This window comes from Paractinoplanes tereljensis (assembly GCF_016862435.1).
In the GTDB taxonomy this organism is placed as follows: Bacteria; Actinomycetota; Actinomycetes; order Mycobacteriales; family Micromonosporaceae; genus Actinoplanes; species Actinoplanes tereljensis.
This window is the reverse complement of the sequence record NZ_BOMY01000002.1, coordinates 630,127-651,380: the sequence shown is the minus strand read 5'-3', so window position 1 is coordinate 651,380 and position 21,254 is coordinate 630,127. Positions and strand designations below refer to the sequence as shown.

The window sequence follows — 21,254 nt, the reverse complement described above, 5'->3', positions numbered from 1 at the left end:
GCGACAGGATTGATGGTTGTGATGGTGTGCGACGTTGTGGAAACGTTGTGGCGCCGCGTACATGCACCGTGGGGGCGGGGTCATGACCGAGCTGTTGGTGTTGGGTCCGGTGGAGATTCGCGCGTCCGGAAGACCGGTCGGGCGGCTTCAACCGCGCCAGCACCACGTCCTCGCGGCCCTGCTCGTCGACGCCAACCGTCCGGTCACCTGGTCGACGCTTGTCGATCGGGTCTGGGGCGTCGACGCGCCCGACGGCGCCCGCACCGCGATGCGCGCCCACGTCTCCCGGATCCGGATGGCCCTGCACCTCGCGGCCGAGCTGAGCGGCCGGCCGGTCCGGCTGATCCGCGGCGGTGGCGGCTACCAGGTGCAGGCCGACCTCGACCAGATCGACCTGCACCGGCTACGCCGGCTGGCCGACCGGGCCCGCACCACGACCGGCGACGAGCGGGTGCGGCTGCTCCGCGAGGCCGTCGGGCTGTGGCGCGGCGAACCGCTGGCCGGGCTGCCCGGTGAGTGGGCGAGCCGGGTCCGCTCGGCCTGGCAGCACGAGCACCTCGACGTGGTGGCCGCATGGGCACTGGCCGAGCTGGAGCTGGGCAACGCGGCCACGGTCACCGCGGCGCTGGCCGACCTCACCGAGGAGCACCCGCTGGTCGAGTCGGTCGCGGCCGCCTACGTGCGGGCGCTGCACGCGGCCGGGCGCACCGCCGAGGCCATCGACCGGTACATGCGGGTGACCAACCGGCTCGCCGACGAGCTCGGTGTCGGCCCGGGCACCGAGCTGCGCAAGGCCTACCAGAGCATCCTGCGCGAGGAACGGCCGCCGCCGGTGGCGCCGTTCCGGCCGGCTGTCTCGGCGGGGCCCCGGCAGCTGCCGCTGGACGTGCGCGGCTTCGTCGGCCGGCACGACCAGCTCGCCCGGCTCGACGCCCTGCTCGCCGACCCGGGCCCGCTCGTGCTGCTGCGCGGCACGGCCGGGGTCGGCAAGACCACGCTCGCCGTGCACTGGGCGCACCGGCTCGCCGACCGTTTCCCGGAAGGCCAGCTCTACCTGAACCTTCGCGGCTTCGACCCGGTCGAATCCCCGGTGCAGCCGGCCGCCGCGATCCGGCACTGCCTGGAAGCGCTGGACGTGCCGTCCCGGCGGATCCCCACCGGTCTCGAGGCCGCGGCCGCGCTCTACCGCTCCGAGCTGGCCGGCCGCCGGATGCTGATCGTGCTCGACAACGCCCTCGACGAGATCCAGGTGCGCCCGCTGCTGCCCGGCACCCCCGGCTGCCTGACCGTGGTCACCAGCCGGGACGCACTCGCCGGCCTGGTCGCCGCCGAGGCCGCGCACGCCGTCGACCTCGGCCTGCTCAGCACCGACGAGGCCGCCCAACTGCTGAGCCGCCGGCTCGGCGCCGACCGGGTCGTCAACGAATGGCAGGCGGTCACCGCCCTGATCGAGAGCTGCGCCCGGCTGCCCCTCGCGCTCGCGATCGTCGCGGCCCGGGCCGCCGTCCGCCCGGCCGCACCACTGGCCGTGCTGGCCGGCGAACTTCATCAGGCCCGCCTCAACGTGCTGGGCGGCGACGACCCGCACACCAACCTGCGGGCGGTGATCGGCCACTCCTACGACGCGCTCTCCGCCCCGGCCCAGCGACTGTTCCGGCTGCTCGGGCTGCACCCCGGCCCGGACCTGGCGGCGCCGGCCGCGGCCGCGCTCGCCGCGCTACCGCCGGGCGGGACCGGGGCGCTGCTCGCCGAGCTCACCGGTGCGAACCTGCTCACCGAGCACCGGCCTGGCCGCTACACCCACCACGACCTGCTCCGGGCGTACGCCGCCGAACTGGTCGCCGCCGACCCCGACCACGACATCGCCCGGCTTCGCGTCCTCGACCACTACCTGCACACCGCGTACGCCGCCGACCGCCGCCTCTACCCGGCCCGGGACCCGGTGTCGCTGGCCGCGCCCGAGGCCTGGGTGCGGCCCGGGTCGTTCGCCGACGAGCGGGCCGCCCTCGACTGGTTCACCACCGAACAGGCCACCCTGCTGACCGCGATCGACCACGCCGCCGCGCACGGCCTCGACACCCACGCCTGGCAGCTGGTCTGGACCGTGCGTACCGTCCTCGGCCGGCGCGGGCTCTGGTCCGAGCTGGCCGCCGTCACCGGCACCGCGCTGGCCGTAGCCGTCCGGCTCGGCGACCCCGCGGTGCAGGCCCGGGCCCACCACCAGCTCGGCACCACCTGCGTCCGACTGGGCCGGCTCGACGAGGCCGAACGGGAACTGAACCTCGGCCGCGCGCAGTTCCACGAGCTCGGCAACCGAACCGGCGAGGCTCGGGCGCACCACCACCTGAGCTACCTCTTCGAGCGCCGGCACGAGCCGGAGCAGTCGCGGGCCCACGGCCGGCAGGCGCTCGAGCTCTACCGGCAGGCCGGGCACCGCAACGGCGAGGCGCACGCGCTCAACAGCATCGGCTGGTACAGCGCCCAGCTCGGCGACGAGCCCGAGGCGCTCGCCTCCTGCCGCCGAGCGCTCGCCATCTTCGAGGAGCTGGCCGATGATCATGGCCAGGCCAACACGCTCGACAGCCTCGGGTACGTCCACCACCGGCTCGGGGAGCACGCCGCGGCGGTGGCCTGTTTCCGGCGAGCGCTGGCCCTCTTCCGCAAGCTCGGCAACCGCTACAACGAGGCCGACACGCTGACCCGGCTCGGTGACACCCTCCAGGCCGCCGGTGCGTCGGCCGCGGCCCGCTCGGCGTGGCAGGACGCCCTGACGATCCTCACCGACCTACGCCATCCGGACGTCGGCGCGGTTCGTGCCCGACTCGACCCGTAAGCCGCGGACGGCCCAGGCGACCGCGGTCAGCGCGATCGTGCCGTCCGCCTGTCGTGGCAGTTGGTTTTCCAGGCGGTCGCGGATCGCCCGTTGCCGGTCGGGGTCGAGGCGAGCCAGGTAGGCGGGCGCGGCGCCCTGGCCACCCAGGAACGGCTGCCAGTAGTCGTCGAAATCGGTGAAGACGGTCGGGATCTCGATCGGGCGGACCGACACCTCGCCTAGGCCGGCTGCGGTCCACGCCGCTTCCAAAGCCGGCGGGTGGCAGATCGGGAAGCGTGGGCCCTCGTCGGGGGCGGCCGGGTCGACCTCTCGGGCCGCGTCCCAGAACCAGCGCATCATCTGCATGCCGTCGGTGTAGTCCCAGACGTAGGCGGCTACCGTCGCGCCCGGTTTCGCTACCCGGGCGAACTCGGCTATCGCGTCGCCGGGGCGAGGCACGAAGTTCAGGGCCAGGCCGCTGACCACCGCGCCGAACTCGCCTGTTGCCAGGGGGAGGGCCGCTGCGTCGGCGTTGACCACCGTTGGGCCTTTCAGGAAGCCCAGGGACATGTCGGCGCCCACCACTAGCGCCGGGGCGGCGTTTGCGGTTATCGCGTCGGTCAGGGCGCCCGTGCCGCAGCCCGCGTCCAGCCAGCGGGTGGCTGGGGGCACCGCCAGCCAGCGGACGAACTCCGTTGCGACCGGGCGGCTCCACCGGCCCACATATGCTTCGTAGACGCTTCCGACCGCCCACACGTCACCGGCCATGACTCGCAGGATATGTGGGTTGGCCACACTGTGCGGGCCCGAGCTGCGGTGGGAGGCTTCGGCGATGGAAGAGGTATCCGTCGCCGTCCGCGGCATCTCCCTCAACGTTCTGGTCGACGGGCCGGCCGATGGCACTCCGGTGCTGTTCGTGCACGGTAACTGTTCGTCCGCTGCCTTCTGGCAGCCACTTCTGCGGCATCTGCCGCCTCATCTTCGGATCATCGCGCCGGACCTGCGGGGATACGGCCGGTCGGAGACCGCGCCGGTCGACGCCACCCGCGGGCTCCGGGACTTCGCTGACGACGTGGCCGCGGTTCTCGACGTGCTCGTGCCGTCGGGAAAGGTCGCGCTCGTTGCCCACTCGATGGGGTGCGGCGTCGCGATGCAGCTGCTCGTCGATCACCCGGAGCGGTTCTCGGCGCTGCTCCTGGAGGCGCCGCTCAGCCCTTATGGGTTTGGCGGGACCCGGGGGCTGGACGGAACTCCGCTGGCTGACTTCGCCGGGACCGGTGGGGGCGGGGCGAATCCCGACTTCGTGCAGCGGATCCTTGACGGGGATCGCAGCGTCGACAGCCCGACCAGTCCGCTCAGCGTGCTGCGCACCGCTTATGTGGCCGATCCGGCCAGTCTCGGGGCGGATGAGCAGTTGCTGCTCGATACGGTGTTGAGCACCGCGATCGGGGAGGACAACTACCCGGGGGACAGCAAGCCGGTTGATGCCTGGCCGGGTTTCGGGCCGGGGGATCGGGGGGTGCTGAACACCATGGCGCCCAACCACTTCAACGTGGCCTCGGACCTGGTCGCGGTGCCGGACAAGCCGCCTATCACCTGGGTGCGGGGGGATCGGGACGCGATCGTCTCCGACACCTCGTTCTTCGATCTCGCCTATCTGGGGTCCATCGGCGTGGTTCCGGGCTGGCCTGGAGCTGAGGCGGCGCCGCCGCAGCCGATGGTTTCGCAGACGCGGGCGGTGTTCGAGCGGTATGGGCCTTATGCCGAGGTGGTCTACGAAAACTGTGGGCACTCGCCGCATGTCGAGCGGCCGGCTGACGTTGCCGGGGAGCTCTTGAAGTTGCTTGCGGGCTAGACCTTCAACAGAGCGGTGGCGACGTCCCACAGGTGGGCGGCGTTGTCGGGGTCTACGGCCCAGGCGGCAACGCCCTTGCCGAACATCTCGGGCGGCTCGTCGACCGAGTCGAGGTCGGCCAGATCGAGCGCGGCGGCCTGGACGTTTCCGTCCAGTTCTCCGGCCAGCCGGTGGGCCGCGGCCAGGTTCCGGGTCGCGATGGTGACCTCGGCGCCGGCCGCGGCCAGGGCGCGCGTCGTCTCCCGCCCGATGCCGGTGGCACCGCCGGTCACCACGGCGCGTCGGCCGGTGAGGTCGACACCGGCGAGAATCTCGTCGGCGGTGCTGGTGAAGCCGAAGGGCGTAGTGATCAAGTCGGACATGTCAACGACGGTACGGCGGCCCGGAGCGACGTGCCTGGGGCTGTCATTCACGCTGGCCGGGAAAGAGGGCCTCGGCGAGCGGGTTGGCCGCCAGGACGTCGAGATATTTGCCGTGCACGAAGGCGGGCACCTCGCGCAGCCCCGACAACAGCAGTAGGACGCCGTCCGGCACCTGCTGCGGGTCGGTGCCGGCGACGGCGGTCCGCGGATGGCCGGCGAGTTTCCGGAGATAGCGGGCGCCGTCCTCGTCCAGCTGCAGGGCCCGGGCCAGGGCGTCCACGACCTGCGGCGAAGGGCTGTCGTTGCGGCCCTGCTCGAGGCGCACGTAATAGTCGGGACTGATCGCGGCCAGCTTGGCCACCTCTTCGCGGCGCAGCCCGTGGACTCGTCGCAACTTTCCGTCGCGTTCGACCGGGCGCACGACGGCGCGTCGTGCGCGAAGGAATTAGCCCAGGGGCGTCGGCTGCGGCACGAGATTCAAATTACCGAAAGCGAGCTAGATCTGGCGGTCTCGGCCGGCGTAGACGCCGGCTATCAGCTGGGGGACCATCAAGGCGATCATCAGGGCCAGGGGTACGCGCCAGCCGCCGGTGTGGTCGTGCAGGAGGCCGACCAGGATCGGGCCGGGGATGGCCAGCAGGTAGCCGACGCTCTGGGCGAAGGCCGACAGCTTCACCACCGTGGCGGGGGAGCTTCCGCGTAGGCCGATCATGGTCAGGACCAGGGGGAACGCGGTGTTTACGATGCCCAGCAAGACTACCCACAGCCATGGTGCTGCGGCCGGGTCCCACCACAGGCCGGCGTAGCCGGCTATGCCGAACAGGGCCAGGGTTCCGGCTATGGCGCTCTGGCTGCGGATCCTTCCGGCCAGCGCTGACAAGGCCAGTCCCAGGGGCACGCCCAGCAGGGACGTTGTCGCGAACAGCAGGCCGGCCTCGTCGGCCGAAAGGCCTGCGTCGCGGTAGATCTGGGGGAGCCAGCCGATGATGACGTAGGCCGACGTCGACTGCATTCCGAAGTAGACGGCCAGGGCCCAGGCCACGGGATGTCTGCTTACCCGTACGGCCGCCTCGGCCTTGGTCGGCGGAACGCCGGATGCCTTCTCCCGCACCAGCGGGAGCCAAGCCGGCAGCGCAACCACCGCCAGCAGTGCCCAGCAGGCCAGGCCCAGCTGCCAGCTTCCGCCGAAGGCGTGCGTCAGGGGGACCGTGGTGGCGGCCGCCAAGGTTGCGCCCAGGTTCAGCGCGACCGTGTAGAGGCCGGTCATCGTGCCTACCTGGGTGGGGAACCACTCCTTGACGATCATCGGCAGGAGCACGTTGACCACCGCGATGCCGGCCAGTGACACCAGGCTCAGCAGCAGGAACAGGGTCACGCCGGGGGCGTAGGGGCGCAGCGCAAGGCCCGTCGCCAGGATGGCCAGGCCGGTGATGATTACCCGGTTGGCGCCGAAACGCCGGGCCAGGCGGGGGGCGGCCAGGCCAACCGTGGCGAAGCAGAAGACGGGGACCGACGTCAGCAGGCCGGCCACCGTTGAGCTCATGTCGAGACCCTCGCGGATCTCGTGCAACACCGGGCCGATGCTGGTTACCGCCAGCCGCAGATTTACCGCCGCCAGCAGGAGTGCGGTCAGCATGACCAGCTTGCCGTGAGGCTTGGAAACTGTCAGCTGCTGTTCGGCGGTCACCACTTACACATCATCGGTGTTACACGGTGGAAACGCGCGGTCGAGTGCCCGCGATCACGCCTCCTGCTCGCGCTCCACCTGCTGGTTCCACTCGCGCTTGGTGCCCTGCCAGCCGTCCTCGTTCAGGCCCCGGCGCCAGTAGCCGGAGATCGACAACTGCTCCAGCGGGATGGCGCACTCCTTGCGCAGGAAAGCTCGCGCGTCCTTCACGAAGTTGGCCTCGCCGTGCACGAACGCGTGCACCTTCCCCGCCGGGAATTCGGTGGCTCGGACGGTCTCGGCCAGCAGCTCGCCGACCGTGCGGTGGCCGCGATGCAGCCAGACGATGTCGGCGTCGGTTTCGATCTTCTGTTCCTCGTCGGGGCCGGACACCTCGATGAACGCGCGGACCTCGGCGCCGGGCGGCATCTGCTCGAGAGCTGCCGCGATCGCCGGCAGGGCGCTCTCGTCGCCGGCCAGCAGGTGCCAGTCGGCGGTGGGGCTCGGGGCGTAGCCGCCGCCGGGGCCCATGAACAGCAACTGGTCGCCGGGCTTGGCGCCGGCCGCCCACGGGCCGGCGATGCCCTCGTCGCCGTGCACGACGAAGTCGATCCACATCTCGGGGATCTCGGGGAGCCAGCGGCGGATCGTGTAGGTGCGGGTGACCGGCCACGCCTCGCGCGGCATCGTCTCGCGGACCACGCCGGGGTCGAACGGCTCGGGGTAGTCGAACCCGGGCTGCGGGAACAACACCTTCACGTAGTGATCGCTGCAGGAACCCGCCTCGATCGCCCGCAGGCCCTCGCCACCGACGACCACCCGGACCATGTGCGGGGTGAGCTGCTCCACCCGAGTGACAACCGCCTGATGGGCGGGGCGCGCCGGCCTGTTCGGCATGTTGTTCCTCTTCCGCTCGTATTCGTTGGTAAGGCTACCCTCACTCCTGGCGATCTCGCACACGGCAAAGCGGCCCGGTCGAAATCGACCGGGCCGCTTCGGTGGAATTCTTTACTGCCAGGTGGTACCCGGGCGGCGGCGCCTGGTCAGCGCCATCACCGTGAGACCCACCAGCATCAGGACGACCGCGCCGCCCAGGAAGGCGACGGTGTTGCTGCCGGTCAGGGCCAGCACGCCGCTCTTCTGCTCCTGCGTGGTCTTCGCGGCGACCTGGTCGATCGTCGGCGGCTGCTCGCCCGAGTTCAGCTGGCCGTCGTCGTTCGAGTAGGTGTAGTCGCCGGCCGCGGCCGCCTCGGTGCTCTTGCTCGCCTTCGGCTTCGCGGTGACGGTCTCCGTCGGCTCCGCCTCCGAGTCGCTCTCGCTCTCGGTGGCGTCGGTTTCGCTGCTTTCCGTCGTACGGGTGGAAGTCGGCTTGGCGGTCTTCGTGTCGGTCGGCTTCGTCGTGGTGGTGGTGGCGGCCGGCTTGACGGTGGTGGTGGGGGTCGGGTTCGGGGTGAAGTCGTCCTTCACCGTCGCGCCGGTGGTGCCACCGTTCGTGGGGGCCTTGGTCGTGGCCTTGGTGGTGGGAGCGGTGGTCGGCGGCGTGGCCGGCGTGACCGTGGTGTTGGTGTTGTTGCCGCCCTGCTGGCCGCCGTTGTTGCCGCCCTGCTGCCCGCCGTTGTTCTGGCCGCCGTTGTTGTTCCCGCCTTGCTGGCCGCCGTTGTTGCCGCCCTGCTGGCCGCCGTTGTTGCCGCCTTGCTGGCCGCCGCCGTTCGCGGTGACCCGGATGCGGATGGCGTCGATGGCGGGGGTCTCGTTGGCCCGCTCCATCATCGGCACGCGGTGCGAACCGTCACCGGCCCACGACGCGCACTGGGCGGTGCCCTCCTGCGGCAGGCCCGGCACCGAGATGGTCACCGTGTCGGGCGCCTTGCCACCCTTCTTGTCCTCGGTGGCCACGAAGAACGCGGGCACCGGCGACGGGTCGGGGGCCTCCCGGGTGGAGGTGAGCATGCGGCAGGCGGTGTGGAAGTGGCCGCGCTCGATGCCGTTCTGCAGCACCGAGCTCTCCACGTAGTAACCGCCGGCGCCGGCCGCGAGGAAGCGGTCGCGGATCAGGTTGCGGGTGCTGACCTTGAGCGTGAAGGGCGTGTTGACGTTTACCGTTCGCGGCGACTCGGTGATCAGCAGCGACGAGTTGTTGGCGGCGCTGGAGACCTCACCGAACTCGGTGGAGACGCAGCGGTCGCCCTTCTGGAAGCCGTCGTGCGCCAGCAGCTTGCTGTCCACACAGGTGTCGGTGAGGATCACCTGACCGTTGACCACCTTGCCGGCGCCGCTGCCCGCGGGCACGTCGTTCTCGGCGGCGCTGGAGAGCGTGGTGAACGCGACGACCGCGCCCAGTGCGGCGACCACCGCGCCGACCGCGAGGAGACGTCGGTTGCCGCCGGATGGCGCGGCAGCACGGCGATAAGCCGACCTACGCATGCGCGATACCTCTTCTTCAAAGAATCTGCCCGGTTCCCTGACAACCGGCTCTCAGAAGGTAAGAGCCATCCCGCGAAATAGCAATTAAGGCAGCCAATTTGATGAATTCTTGGCCCAATCTTAAAGAAAAGATATGGGAGATCACTCGAACCCCGAGCATCCTCCGAACGGACGATGCTCGGAGTTCAACAAGATCACCAAAAATTTCACTGACCTGCGGAGATAGAAGATGATCTCCACGCGGTGGCGCTGCCCAAGAAATGTAAACCATCCGCGACTGTGTGAACCTGAGAAGTAGCTTTAAGTATGAGTCAGGTTATGTTTCCGGCCATTGGCCGCGGGCCGAATAGGTGTCGCGTAATGCCGTCAGATCGTCGGTCATGAGGCCGTCGACGCCCAGATCGAGCAGGCGATTCATCTCGGCCGGGGAGTCGACCGTCCACACGTGGACCTGCAGCCCGGAGCGATGGCAGCAGCGGATGAACCGGCGGTCCACCACCGGGAAGCGGCCGTGGCTGACCGGGACCTGGGCGGCGACCACCGAGGCCGGCGGGCGGACCCGGCCGCCGATCAGCGAGGCCAGCCGGAGGCGGGCCACCCCGCGCATGCCGAGCGACGTGGCCACCCGCGGCCCGGCCAGCCGGCGCAGGGTGGCCAGGCGGGCGTCGCTGAAGGAAGCCAGTAAGACCCGGGACTGCGCGCCGGCCCGGTGGATCGTCTCCACCGCGGGCGCGGCGGCCGAGTCGGCCTTGACGTCGATGTTGAAGCGGATCTCCGGCCAGGCCGCCAGCACCTCGTCGAGGCGGGGGATCGCGGCCGCGCCGGCCACCCGGATCGTGGCCAGATCGGCCCAGCGCAGGTCCTCGACGCGGCCGGTGTGCTCGGTGAGCAGGGTCAGCGTGTCGTCGTGGAAGATCACCGGCACGCCGTCCGCGGTGGCGTGCACGTCGGTCTCGACGTACCGATATCCCAGCTTGACGGCCCGCTCGAACGCCTCGGCGGTGTTCTCATCGCCGGCCGCGGCGCCACCCCGGTGCGCGAACGCCAGCGGGGCCGGTCCGTCCAGGTACGGATGCACTACCGGATTCTACGATCGCGATCTTGAAAAGACGCGTTTGTTGCACAGAGGTAAAAGTCCGTCGATCTCATTGACCATCTTCCGGGCGCCTGACAATCCTGTGATCACGGCGCGGGGAGGGTGGCTCAAGCTGGATACAAGCGAGTTCGACGTGGTCATCGTCGGAGGGGGAACGGCCGGTTCGGTCGTCGCCTCCCGGCTGTCGGCCGACCCGGCGGTGCGGGTGTGCCTCATCGAGGGCGGCCCTTCGGACGTGGGTGACCAGCGGGTTCTGCAGTTGCGGAACTGGCTGAACCTGCTGGAGACCGAGTTCGACTACGACTACCCGATCGTCGAACAGCCACGCGGCAACTCGCACCTGCGGCACTCGCGGGCCAAGGTGCTCGGCGGCTGCTCCTCGCACAACACGATGATCAGCTTTCTGCCGCCGCCCGGCGACTTCGCCGACTGGGTGGCGGCCGGCGCGACCGGCTGGTCCTACGACGAGATGCTGCCGTACTGGAAACGCCTCGCCGTCAACATCACCCCGGTGGCCCCGGCCGACCGCAATCCGATCACCGCCGACTTCGTGGCCGCCTGCCACACCGCGCTCGGCGTGCCGGTCCTCGACGACTTCAACGCGGCGCCGTTCGCCGACGGCACCGGCTTCTTCCCGGTCGGTTACCACCCGGAGACCGGCGTCCGATCGTCCGCGTCGGTCAGCTACCTGCACCCGCACCTCGATCGCCCGAACCTCACGATCATGACCGACACCTGGGCGTTCCATCTCGACCCGGAGGCCGGGGTCACCGTCCGGCAGGGCGACCAGATCAAAATCATCAAGGCCACCCATGAGTACGTCCTGAGCGCCGGCGCCATCGACACCCCGCGCCTGCTGCTGTTGTCCGGCATCGGGCCGGCCGCGGATCTGGAACGTCTCGGCATCGCGGTGCGGGCCGACCTGCCCGGGGTCGGCGAGAACCTGCTCGACCACCCGGAGTCGCTGATCCTGTGGGAGGCGAGCCGGCCGATCCCGCCGATGTCGGCGATGGACTCGGACGCCGGCCTGTTCGTGCGGCGTGACGCCTCGGCCGAACGTCCCGACCTGATGTTCCACCTCTATCAGATCCCGTTCACGGTCAACACCGAGCGGCTCGGCTACGACGTACCCCAGCATGGTTTTGGCATGACCCCGAACGTGCCGCGGCCGCACAGTGTGGGCCGGCTGACGCTGGCCGACGCCGACCCGGCGACCAAGCCGCTGCTGGACTTCCGCTACTTCACCGACCCCGACGGCTACGACGAGCGGACCATCGTGGACGGCCTGCGGCTGGCCCGCGAGGTCGCCGCCACCGAGCCGTTCGCCTCCTGGATCGCCCGGGAGATCGCGCCCGGCCCGGCGATCCGCACCGACGAGGAGCTGTCCGCCTACGGCCGGGCCGTGCACCACACCGTCTTCCATCCGGCCGGCACCTGCCGGATGGGCGCGGCCTCGGACGAACTGGCCGTGGTCGACCCGGAGCTGCGGTTGCGCGGGTTCCCCAACGTCCGGATCGCCGACGCCTCGGTCTTCCCGACGATGCTCACGGTCAACCCGATGGTGGCGGTCTTCCTGGTCGGGGAGCGGGCCGCCGACCTGATCAGTGCCGATCTCTAGCTTCTGGGAGGTCCCGTGACGTCCACGATCACCGTCGAGCATCTGTGGAAGGTCTTCGGCCCCAAGCCGGAGCGGGTGGTCGGCACCGAGCTGGCTTCGCTGCCCCGAGCCGAGCTGCGCGAACGCACCGGCTGCCTGGCGGCGGTGCGGGACGTCAGCTTCGCGGTCGAGGCCGGCGAGGTCTTCGTCGTGATGGGCCTGTCCGGCAGCGGCAAGTCGACGCTGGTGCGCTGCCTGACCCGGCTGATCGAACCGACCAGCGGCGAGATCAGCATCGACGGCGAGGCGGTCCGGGCGATGAACGCCCGGCGGCTGCGCGACCTGCGCCGGCACCGGGTGGCCATGGTGTTCCAGCACTTCGGGCTGCTGCCGCACCGCTCGGTGCTGGACAACGTCGGTTACGGCCTGGAGATCCAGGGCATCGGGCGGGCCGAACGGCACCGCCGGGCCGGCGAGATGCTGACCCTGGTCGGCCTGGACGGTCACGAGAATCAATACCCCGAGCAGCTCTCCGGCGGCATGCAGCAGCGGGTCGGCCTGGCCCGGGCGCTGGCCATCGACCCGGCGCTGCTGCTGTTCGACGAGCCGTTCAGCGCCCTGGACCCGTTGATCCGCCGGGACATGCAGACCGAGGTGCGCCGGCTGCACGCCGAGGTCGGCAAGACACTGGTCTTCATCACCCACGACCTGGCCGAGGCGCTGACCCTGGGCGACCGGATCGCGGTCCTGCGCGACGGCGAACTGGTCCAGGTGGGAACCCCGGAAGACCTGGTCGGCGCCCCCGCCGACGACTACGTGGCCGACTTCGTCCGCGATGTGCCGCGCTCCGACGTGCTGACCCTGCGCTGGATCATGCGAGACCCGCTGGCCGGCGAGACCTGCGAGGACCAGCCGCTGCCGGCCACCACGGTGATCCGCGACGCGGTCCCCCGCATCCTGCGCGCGAAGCTCCCGGTCCAGGTGGTGGAGGGCGACCGCGTAGTAGGCGTCGTCGACGCCGACCGCCTGCTCCCGGCCTTGATCAGCCACCACCGCCAGGTCCCGGCATGACTACGACCGCCATCCAGCCCGGAGGGCGGGTGGTCGCGGTGGCGGGGGAGACGGCGCCACGGCGGGTCACCCGGCGGCGGGTGCTCTGGGTGCTGCTGGTGGTCGCGGCCGTGGGGGCCTACCTCGGGTTTCGGACCGCTGGGGCCGCGGACTCGGACGACGCGGCGGCGTTCCGGTTCTTCACCGGCGTGCGCAACTGGGTGGACGACAACCGGGACACCAGCCCGCTCTTTCTCTACGGCGTCAACTATCTGCGGCTGGGGGTGCGGCTGCTTGTCGACGCGGTGCAGGCCGGGCTCTACGGGCTCGGGTTCGCGGGGCTGGTCGCGGCGGCCGGCGCGGTGGCGCTGGTGCTGGCCGGGTGGCGGACGGCGCTGGTCGCGGTCGGCGGGTTTCTGGCGTTCGGGTTTCTCGGGCTCTGGGCGGAGAGCGTCGACACGCTGGTGCTGACCGTCTCGGCGGTGCTGCTGGCGGTGCTGACCGGGGTGCCGATCGGGGTGCTCGCGGCCCGGGTGAACTGGGTGAGCGCGACCCTGCGGCCGGTGCTCGACGTCATGCAGATCATGCCGACCTTCGCGTACCTCGCGCCGATGACCCTGCTCTTCCTGATCGGCGAGCCGGCCGCGGTGATCGCGACCCTGATCTACGCGGTGCCGGCCACCATCCGGATCACCGAACTCGGCCTCCGCGAGGTCTCGCCGACCAGCGTGGAGGCGGCCACCGCGCTCGGCTCGACCGGCCGGCAACTGTTGACCAAGGTGCGGCTGCCGATGGCCCGGCCGACCATCGTGCTCGCGGTCAACCAGACGATCATGATGGCGCTGTCCATGGTGGTGATCACCGCCCTGATCGACGCGCCGGGCCTGGGCCAGAACATCATCCGCGCCCTGGAAAGGGTCAACGTCGGCGTCGCCTTCGATGCCGGCCTGGCCATCGTGATCATGGCGGTGGTCCTGGACCGGATCACCACCGGCGCGGCCCGCCGCCGGCCGGCCACCAGGGGCCGGTCGAGGTGGGTCGTCGCGGGCGGGGCGCTGGTGGCGGTGGTCGTGGTGGCGCTGCTGCCGATCGGCCAGGACCTGCCACGGTTGTCCTTCGCGGGGCCGGTCAACGACCTCACCGGGTGGATCGAGCTGCACTGGTACGACGCCACCGAGTGGATCAAGAACGTGGTCAGTGCGGGGCTGCTCGACCCGCTCGAGAGCGTGCTGACCAGCACGCCGTGGTGGCTCTTCGTGCTCCTGGTGGCCGCGTTCGGGACGCTGGTCAGCGGGGTTCGGTCGGCCGCCGTCGCGGCGCTGGCCGCGGCCGGGATCGCCGGGCTCGGGCTGTGGCAGCACGCCATGCAGACGCTGGCCACCGTGCTGGTCACCATCGTGCTGACGATGGCGGTCGGGATCGTGCTGGGGGTCTGGTCGGCCCGGCACGACTGGTTCGCGGCGGGGCTGCGGCCGGTGCTGGACGCCGCGCAGACCATGCCGTCCTTCGTCTATCTGCTGCCGGCCGTGGCGCTCTTCGGGGCCAGCCGGTTCACCGCGATCATGGCCGGTTTCGTCTACGCGTTTCCGCCGGTGGTGCGGCTCGTCGACCGGGGGCTGCGGGACGTGCCGGCCACCGTGGTCGAGGCCGCGGTCTCGGCCGGCTCCACCCCGCGGCAGCTGCTCTGGAAGGTGCAACTGCCGATGGCCCGCGGCGGCCTGCTGCTCGCCGCGAACCAGGGGATCGTCCTGGTCCTGGCGATGGTCGTGCTCGGTGGCCTGGTCGGTGCGGGCGCCCTCGGTTACGACGTGGTCGCCGGTTTCTCCCAGCGTGAGGACTTCGGCCAGGGCCTCGCGGCCGGTTTCGCCATCGTCCTGCTCGGCATCCTGCTCGACCGTCTCACCCAGGGTTTCCACCACGCGAAGGGACCTCGCTAGATGATGAGATTGCGGACAGTCGCCTCGGCGGCTCTGATATTGACCCTGGCCGCCTGCGGCGGTGCCACCTCGGATGCCGGGGAGTCCACGCCGAGCGCGGGGGCGAAGGGCACCGTCAACCTGGCGGTCAACCCGTGGGTCGGGTACGAGTCCGACGCGGCCGTCGTCACCTATCTGCTGGAGAAGAAGCTCGGTTACACGGTCGAGAAGAAGGAGCTCAAGGAGGAGATCTCCTGGCAGGGCTTCGAGACCGGCGAGGTCGACGCGATCCTGGAGAACTGGGGTCACGCCGATTTGAAGAAGACCTACATCGAGCAGAAGAAGGTTGCGGTGGAGGCCGGTTCGACCGGCAACACGGGCATCATCGGCTGGTACGTGCCGCAGTGGATGGTCGACCAATACCCGGACATCACCGATTACAAGAACCTCAACAAGTACGCCAGTCTGTTCAAGACCTCGGAGTCCAAGGGCAAGGGGCAGTTGCTCGGCGGCGACCCGTCCTACGTCACCAACGACGTGGCGCTGATCAACAACCTGAAACTGGATTACACCGTCGTCTTCTCCGGCAGCGAGGCGGCGATCATCAAGGCGGCCCAGCAGGCCGGGGCGCAGAAGAAGCCGTTGCTCTTCTACTTCTACGAACCGCAGTGGCTGTTCGCCCAGGAGAAGTTCGTCCGGATCAAGCTGCCGCCGTACACCGCCGGGTGCGACGCGGACCCCAAGAAGGTCGCCTGCGATTACCCCGATTACGACCTCGACAAGATCGTCAGCAAGAAGTTCGCGGACGCCAACAGCACCGCTTACCAGCTGATCAAGAACTTCAAGTGGACCAACGACGACCAGAACCTCGTCTCGGATTACCTCACCAACCAGGGCATGAGCGCCGACCAGGCGGCCGAGAAGTGGGTCAACGAGCACGAAGCCACCTGGAAGCCGTGGATCCCGGCCGGGAGCTGACACATGCCAGGACCGAAGGTCGTCATCATCGGCGCCGGCATCGTCGGGTGCGCGCTCGCCGATGAGCTGACCGCGCGCGGGTGGACCGAGGTCACCGTGCTGGAGCGGGGCCCGCTGTTCGTGACCGGCGGGTCCAGCTCGCACGCGCCGGGTCTGGTCTTCCAGACCAACCCGTCGCGGACGATGGCGCGAATGGCGCAGTACACCGTCCAGAAGCTGGCCGAGCTCGACTGTTTCCGCTCGGTCGGCAGCCTCGAGGTGGCCACCACCCCGGAGCGGCTGGCCGAGCTGCATCGCCGTTTCGGTTACGGCCAGTCGTGGGGGATCGGCTCGGCGATCGTCGACCCGGCCGAGTGCGCGCGTCTCTTCCCGCTTCTTGGCAAAGAAGAGCCGAGCAAGGTGCTCGGCGGCCTGCACGTGCCGACGGACGGCCTGGCGCTCGCGGTGAAAGCCTGCGAGTTCCAGGCCGGCCGGGCGGTCGCCCGCGGCGCCCGGTTCGTCGGGGGCGCCGAGGTGGTGGAGATCCTGCAGATGGGCGGCCGGGTGGTCGGCGCGCGCACCACCGGCGGGGATTACCCGGCCGAGATCGTGGTGAGCTGCGCCGGTTTCTGGGGGCCGCGCATCGGCGAGCTGGCCGGGGTGCCGATCCCGCTGCTGCCGATGGCCCACCAATATGTGCACACCGGGCCGGTCGGCGCGGCCGATGACCTGCCGATCGTGCGCCACCAGGACCGCGACCTGTATTTCCGGGCGCACGGCGACACCCTCGGCATCGGGTCGTATCTCCACGAGCCGATGCCGGTGGACCTCGACGACCTGCCCGGCGGTGCGCACCCGTCGATGATGGCCTTCACCCCCGACACTTTTGCCGAGTCCTGGCAGGCGGCCGGGGACCTGCTGCCGGTTCTGCGGGCGACCGAGCGAACGGACGGCTTCAACGGCGTCTTCTCGTTCACCGCCGACGGCTTCCCGCTGCTCGGCGAGTCCCGGGAACTGCAGGGCTTCTGGACGGCCGAGGCCATCTGGGTCACCCACTCGGCGGGCGCGGCGAAAGCCGTCGCGGAGTGGATGGTCACCGGCCGCCCGGAGACCGACCTGCACGAATGCGACCTCAACCGGTTCGACCCGGCGCAACTCGCGCCCGCCTACGTCAAAGAGCGGGCGATCCGCAGCTTCGTCGAGGTCTACGACATCATCCATCCGCTCGACCCGCCGTCCGTTCGCGAGCTGCGGGTGAGCCCGTTCTACGAGCGGCAGAAGGAGTTGGGCGCGGTCTTCGGCGAGGCGGCCGGCTGGGAGCGTCCGCTCTGGTACGCGGCGAACCCGCCGCAGGAAACAAGCCGCGACGCATGGTCGGCCCGGCACTGGTCGTCGATCGCGGGGACCGAAGCTCGCCTGACTCGGGAGAACGTCGCCCTCTACGACATGACCCCGCTGACGAGATTGCACATAGAAGGCCCGGTCGACTTCCTGCAGGGGTTGACCAGCGGAAACGTCGACCGGCCGGTCGGCACGGTGATCTATACGCTGCTGCTCGACCAGGCCGGCGGCATCCGCAGCGACATCACCGTGGCCCGGCTCGGCGAGCATCGTTTCCAGGTCGGCGTCAACGGCCCGCTCGACCTGGACTGGCTGTTGCGGCAGGCCCCGGCGAACGTCACGGTCCGCGACATCACCGGCGGCACCTGCGGTGTCGGCCTCTGGGGGCCGAAGGCCCGCGAGGTAGTAGAAAACCTGACCGACATCGATGTGACAAACCAAGCCTTCAAGTACTTCCAGTGCCGCGAGGGCTTCGTCGGTTCGGTCCCGGTGAGCATGCTGCGTTTGTCGTACGTCGGTGAGCTGGGCTGGGAGATCTACACCCGGGCCGACTACGGCCGCCAGTTGTGGGACACGCTGTGGGAAGCCGGCCGGGACCACGGCCTGATCGCGGCCGGCCGGCACGCCTTCACCAGCCTGCGCCTGGAGAAGGGCTACCGCGCCTGGGGCGTCGACATGACCACCGAGGACGACCCGTGGCAGGCCGGCCTGGGCTTTGCCGTGAGCGGGGACAAGCGGGAACCGGCCGACCGGAAGCTGACCTGCCTGGTGCTGGCCGACCCGGACGCCGTGCCGCTCGGCCGCGAGCCGGTCTACCTCGACGGGCAGCCGGTCGGGCACGTCACGAGCGCGGCCTTCGGGCACACCATCGGGGCACCGATCGCCTACGCCTGGCTCCCGGTGAACGAGCCGGGCACCGAGGTCGAGATCGGCTACTTCGATCGGCGGTTGCGGGCCACCGTGACCGCCGAGCCGCTCTTCGATCCCAAGCACGAGAGATTACGCCGGTAAGGAGCACCATTTGTCCGCGTACGATGTCATCGTTGTTGGTCTTGGTGGCATGGGCAGTGCCACCGCGCTGCAGCTGGCCAGCCGCGGCACCAAGGTGCTCGGCCTGGAGAAATACGGTCCGGCGCACGATCGCGGCGCCAGTCACGGCGGTTCCCGGATCACCCGGCAGTCGTATTTCGAGAGTCCCGAGTACGTCCCGCTGCTGCTCCGCGCCTACGACCTGTTCGACCAGCTGGCGACCGACTCCGGCCGGGACGTGATCACGCTGACCGGCGGGCTGATGATCGGCCATCCGGACACCCGGACGGTGGCCGGCAGCCGGGCCAGCGCCGAGCAGTGGGGTCTCCAGCACGAGATCCTCGACGCCGGCGAGATCCGCCGCCGCTTCCCGACCCTGGCCCCCAAACCCGACGAGATCGCCCTGTACGAGGCCAAGGCCGGCTTCGTCCGACCGGAGGCGACCGTCGCGGCGAACCTCGAGGTGGCCGCGAAGCGGGGCGCCGACCTGCGCTTCCACGAGCCGATGACCAGCTGGGAGGCGGCCGGCGACGGGGTGCGGGTGACCACCGCGAAGGGCAGCTACACCGCCGGCCAACTGGTGATCACGCCCGGACCGTGGGCCCCGGAGCTGCTCGCCGACCTGGGCGTGCCGTTCTCGATCGAGCGGCTGGTGCAGTTCTGGTTCCGGCCGCGCGGCGGGGTGGCCCCCTTCCAGCCGGACCGGCACCCGATCTACATCTGGGAGGACGTCAGCGGCGACCAGATCTACGGCTTCCCGGCCATCGATGGCCCGGACGGCGGCGCCAAGATCGCCTTCTTCCGGCGCGGGACCCCGACCACGCCGGACACCCTGGACACCGAGGTGCACCCGGCCGAGATCGCCGAGATGGTCGAGTACTGCGGTCAGCGGCTGCCGGACCTGCCCGGCGAGTTCCTCCGCGGCGAGCCGTGCATGTACAGCACCACGCCCGACGAGCACTTCGTCATCAGCCGCCACCCGGCGCACGAGGCGGTCACCGTGGCCTGCGGTTTCTCCGGGCACGGCTTCAAGTTCGTGCCGGTGGTCGGCGAGATCGTGGCCGACCTGGCGACCTGCGGTGCGACCGTGCACCCGATCACCCTGTTCGATCCCCGCCGGCTGACCGGAGGAAAACTGTGACCTCGTCGCTGATCCCCACCCTGGCCGGGTCCTACTACACCGACCCGTCGATCTTCGCGGCCGAGCAGGAACTGATCTTCGAGCAGATGTGGTTCTGCGCTGCGCGCGGCGAGGACATCGCGACGCCGGGCGCGTTCCGGACGGTCGAGGTGGGCCGGGAGAGTGTGCTGCTCACCCGGGCCGCGGACGGCGCGGCGCGGGCGTTCCTCAACGTCTGCCGGCACCGCGGCGCGAAGCTGAGCGTCGAGGAGAGCGGCGCGGTGAAGCGCACCTTCCGCTGCATGTACCACGCCTGGGCGTATGACCTGGACGGCAAGCTGGTGGCCGCGCCCAACCTGGTGAAGATGCCGGACGTGGACCGGGTCGAGTACGGCTTGCGCAAGGTATCCGTACGGGAATGGCTGGGTTATGTCTGGGTTTGCCTGGCCGAACAGCCGCCGTCGTTCGAGGACGACGTGATGGGCGCCTGCGTGGAACGGCTCGGCGACCTCGGCTCGATCGAGCGATACGGCCTGGATGCGCTCACCGTGGGCCGCCGGATCCGGTACGACGTAAAGGCCAACTGGAAACTGATCATCGAGAACTTCATGGAGTGCTACCACTGCTCGACCATCCACCCGGAACTGGTGCACGTGCTGCCCGAGTTCGCCGGTGGGTACGCGGCGCAGTACTACGTCGGTCACGGCGCCGAGTTCGGCCGGGACGTGCAGGGCTTCACGGTGGACGGCAGCGCGGGTCTCTCGACGATCTCGACGATCGCGCAGGAGCAGGACCGCCGCTACTACGCGATCACCATCAAGCCGCAGGTCTTCGTCAACCTGGTGCCCGACCACGTGATCTTCCACCGGATGTACCCGGTGGCGGTGGACCGGACGATCGTCGAGTGCGATTGGCTGTATCTACCAGAGGTGGTCGCGTCGGGGGCCGACCTGTCCCGCTCGGTGGAGTTGTTCGACCGGGTGAACCGGCAGGATTTCGAGGCCTGCGAACGCTGCCAGCCGGGGATGAGCTCCCGGGCGTACGCCGAGGGCGGGGTGCTGGTGCCGAGCGAGCACCACATCGCGGAGTTCCACCGGTGGGCACAGGGCCGGATAAGTCCAATTAGAGGTAAATAACCCAGACTCGCTTACGCGGCTCTGCGCACTGTCCTACCTTAGGCCACGTCCAAGTGGGGCAATTCATCCGAAATGGAGCGCAGAACCGTGTTCTCTTCACGTTCTTCGCGAGTCGCACGCGGCGGCCTATTGGCCGCTCTCACCTTCTCGCTAGCGGTCGCCACGGCGCCCGCCAACGCGTTCGGCGCCGACGGCGACGATCTGATCGATTACCAGACGTTCTCCGGCGCCTCCAAGACGCTCGACCGCAACGGCACCGCGGACATCATCACCTCGTCCGGGAGCATGCGACAGCGGATCCTCCGGCTCAGCGCCGGCGGGTTCCGGCAGGCCGGTTCGGCCTGGGACAAGCAGAAGGTCGACCTGACCGACTCGTTCGAATCGACCTTCAAGGTCTACCTGCACCACGGTGCACCGGGCGCGGACGGCATCGCGTTCCTGGTGCAGACCGAGGGCCCGCGCGCGCTCGGCGGCTGGGGCGGCGGTCTCGGTTACCGCGGCATCAAGAAGAGCGTGGCCGTCGAGTTCGACACCTTCCAGAACTCGCCCGACCCGAACAGCAACCACCTCGCCGTGGTGCTGGGCGGCGACGCCGACACGCACCACAGCATCGCCGAGCCGTCGATCCCGCTGTACGGGCGGCCGTTCCAGGCCCGGGTCAGCTACGACGCCTTCACCAACGACATCCGGGTGTACGTGAAGTCGCTGCGGGCCGGGTCCGAGGAGCAGCTGGCGCTCAAGGACAACGTCGACCTGGCCGGCGAGGTCGGTGACTTCTCGGCCTGGGTCGGTTTCACCGCCGCCACCGGCAGCGCCCTGTCGAAGCAGGACATCTACTCCTGGTCGGTCCAGGGCTCCGCAGGCTGACCGGACCAATTACGCGCCGCCGGTAC

General features: G+C 70.0%; 16 protein-coding genes and 1 pseudogene. 10 read left to right on the top strand and 7 right to left on the bottom strand.

Features of this window, described 5'->3' with window-relative positions; genetic code table 11:
• Positions 1–82 precede the first annotated feature (82 nt).
• Complete coding sequence (locus tag Ate02nite_RS04210; RefSeq protein ID WP_203798874.1) at positions 83–2,833, top strand: AfsR/SARP family transcriptional regulator; 2,751 nt, start codon at positions 83–85, stop codon at positions 2,831–2,833.
• On the opposite strand, the gene Ate02nite_RS04205 is transcribed toward Ate02nite_RS04210, so the two are convergent.
• The gene (locus Ate02nite_RS04205; protein ID WP_239147104.1) at positions 2,786–3,580 is read right to left on the bottom strand and encodes a class I SAM-dependent methyltransferase; all 795 of its coding nucleotides are present in this window, start codon (positions 3,578–3,580) and stop codon (positions 2,786–2,788) included. The genes Ate02nite_RS04210 and Ate02nite_RS04205 overlap by 48 nt on opposite strands.
• Positions 3,581–3,644: 64 nt before the next feature.
• Here Ate02nite_RS04205 and Ate02nite_RS04200 point away from each other — a divergent pair, with 64 nt between their 5' ends.
• A complete protein-coding gene (locus Ate02nite_RS04200) occupies positions 3,645–4,667 on the top strand; it encodes an alpha/beta hydrolase (RefSeq protein WP_203798873.1) in 1,023 nt (340 codons plus the stop codon).
• Here Ate02nite_RS04200 and Ate02nite_RS04195 read toward each other — a convergent pair.
• The 6 genes and pseudogenes from Ate02nite_RS04195 to Ate02nite_RS04170 all read right to left on the bottom strand — a co-directional run bounded on the left by Ate02nite_RS04195 (position 4,664) and on the right by Ate02nite_RS04170 (position 10,197).
• Positions 4,664–5,029 carry an SDR family NAD(P)-dependent oxidoreductase gene (locus Ate02nite_RS04195; protein WP_203798871.1) on the bottom strand — a complete coding sequence of 122 codons (366 nt, stop codon included), beginning with the start codon at positions 5,027–5,029 and terminating at the stop codon, positions 4,664–4,666. The two genes, Ate02nite_RS04200 and Ate02nite_RS04195, sit on opposite strands and share 4 nt — an antisense overlap.
• 43 nt (positions 5,030–5,072) lie before the next feature.
• Entirely contained in the window at positions 5,073–5,450 is a 378-nt protein-coding gene (locus Ate02nite_RS04190) for a helix-turn-helix domain-containing protein (RefSeq protein ID WP_203798869.1), read from the bottom strand.
• 75 nt (positions 5,451–5,525) lie between these two features.
• Positions 5,526–6,719 carry a CynX/NimT family MFS transporter gene (locus Ate02nite_RS04185; RefSeq protein ID WP_239147103.1) on the bottom strand — a complete coding sequence of 398 codons (1,194 nt, stop codon included), beginning with the start codon at positions 6,717–6,719 and terminating at the stop codon, positions 5,526–5,528.
• A gap of 51 nt (positions 6,720–6,770) precedes the next feature.
• Positions 6,771–7,592, bottom strand: coding sequence for a siderophore-interacting protein (locus Ate02nite_RS04180; RefSeq protein WP_203798868.1), 822 nt, complete (start codon positions 7,590–7,592; stop codon positions 6,771–6,773).
• 819 nt (positions 7,593–8,411) lie between these two features.
• Positions 8,412–8,939: pseudogene (locus Ate02nite_RS48600) on the bottom strand (hypothetical protein); the annotation flags it as partial.
• 496 nt (positions 8,940–9,435) lie between these two features.
• Positions 9,436–10,197 carry a glycerophosphodiester phosphodiesterase family protein gene (locus Ate02nite_RS04170; protein ID WP_203798866.1) on the bottom strand — a complete coding sequence of 254 codons (762 nt, stop codon included), beginning with the start codon at positions 10,195–10,197 and terminating at the stop codon, positions 9,436–9,438.
• A gap of 151 nt (positions 10,198–10,348) precedes the next feature.
• Here Ate02nite_RS04170 and Ate02nite_RS04165 point away from each other — a divergent pair, with 151 nt between their 5' ends.
• The 8 genes from Ate02nite_RS04165 to Ate02nite_RS04130 all read left to right on the top strand — a co-directional run bounded on the left by Ate02nite_RS04165 (position 10,349) and on the right by Ate02nite_RS04130 (position 21,228).
• Complete coding sequence (locus tag Ate02nite_RS04165; RefSeq protein WP_203798865.1) at positions 10,349–11,833, top strand: GMC family oxidoreductase; 1,485 nt, start codon at positions 10,349–10,351, stop codon at positions 11,831–11,833.
• A gap of 15 nt (positions 11,834–11,848) precedes the next feature.
• A complete protein-coding gene (locus Ate02nite_RS04160; protein ID WP_203798864.1) occupies positions 11,849–12,883 on the top strand; it encodes a quaternary amine ABC transporter ATP-binding protein in 1,035 nt (344 codons plus the stop codon).
• Positions 12,880–14,799, top strand: a complete 1,920-nt coding sequence (locus tag Ate02nite_RS04155) for an ABC transporter permease (protein WP_203798863.1) — start codon at positions 12,880–12,882, stop codon at positions 14,797–14,799. The genes Ate02nite_RS04160 and Ate02nite_RS04155 overlap by 4 nt, the downstream gene beginning before the upstream one ends.
• On the top strand, positions 14,800–15,756 hold the full coding sequence (locus Ate02nite_RS04150) for an ABC transporter substrate-binding protein (protein WP_203798862.1): 957 nt from the start codon (positions 14,800–14,802) through the stop codon (positions 15,754–15,756). It begins immediately after the preceding gene.
• 3 nt (positions 15,757–15,759) lie between these two features.
• The gene (locus Ate02nite_RS04145; RefSeq protein ID WP_203798861.1) at positions 15,760–18,087 is read left to right on the top strand and encodes a GcvT family protein; all 2,328 of its coding nucleotides are present in this window, start codon (positions 15,760–15,762) and stop codon (positions 18,085–18,087) included.
• Positions 18,088–18,097: 10 nt separating this feature from the next.
• Positions 18,098–19,246, top strand: coding sequence for an N-methyl-L-tryptophan oxidase (solA, locus tag Ate02nite_RS04140; protein ID WP_203798859.1), 1,149 nt, complete (start codon positions 18,098–18,100; stop codon positions 19,244–19,246).
• A complete protein-coding gene (locus Ate02nite_RS04135; protein ID WP_239147102.1) occupies positions 19,243–20,361 on the top strand; it encodes an aromatic ring-hydroxylating oxygenase subunit alpha in 1,119 nt (372 codons plus the stop codon). Before solA ends, Ate02nite_RS04135 begins: the two co-directional genes overlap by 4 nt.
• Before the next feature lie 129 nt (positions 20,362–20,490).
• Complete coding sequence (locus tag Ate02nite_RS04130; protein WP_203798858.1) at positions 20,491–21,228, top strand: L-type lectin-domain containing protein; 738 nt, start codon at positions 20,491–20,493, stop codon at positions 21,226–21,228.
• Positions 21,229–21,254: the final 26 nt, after the last annotated feature.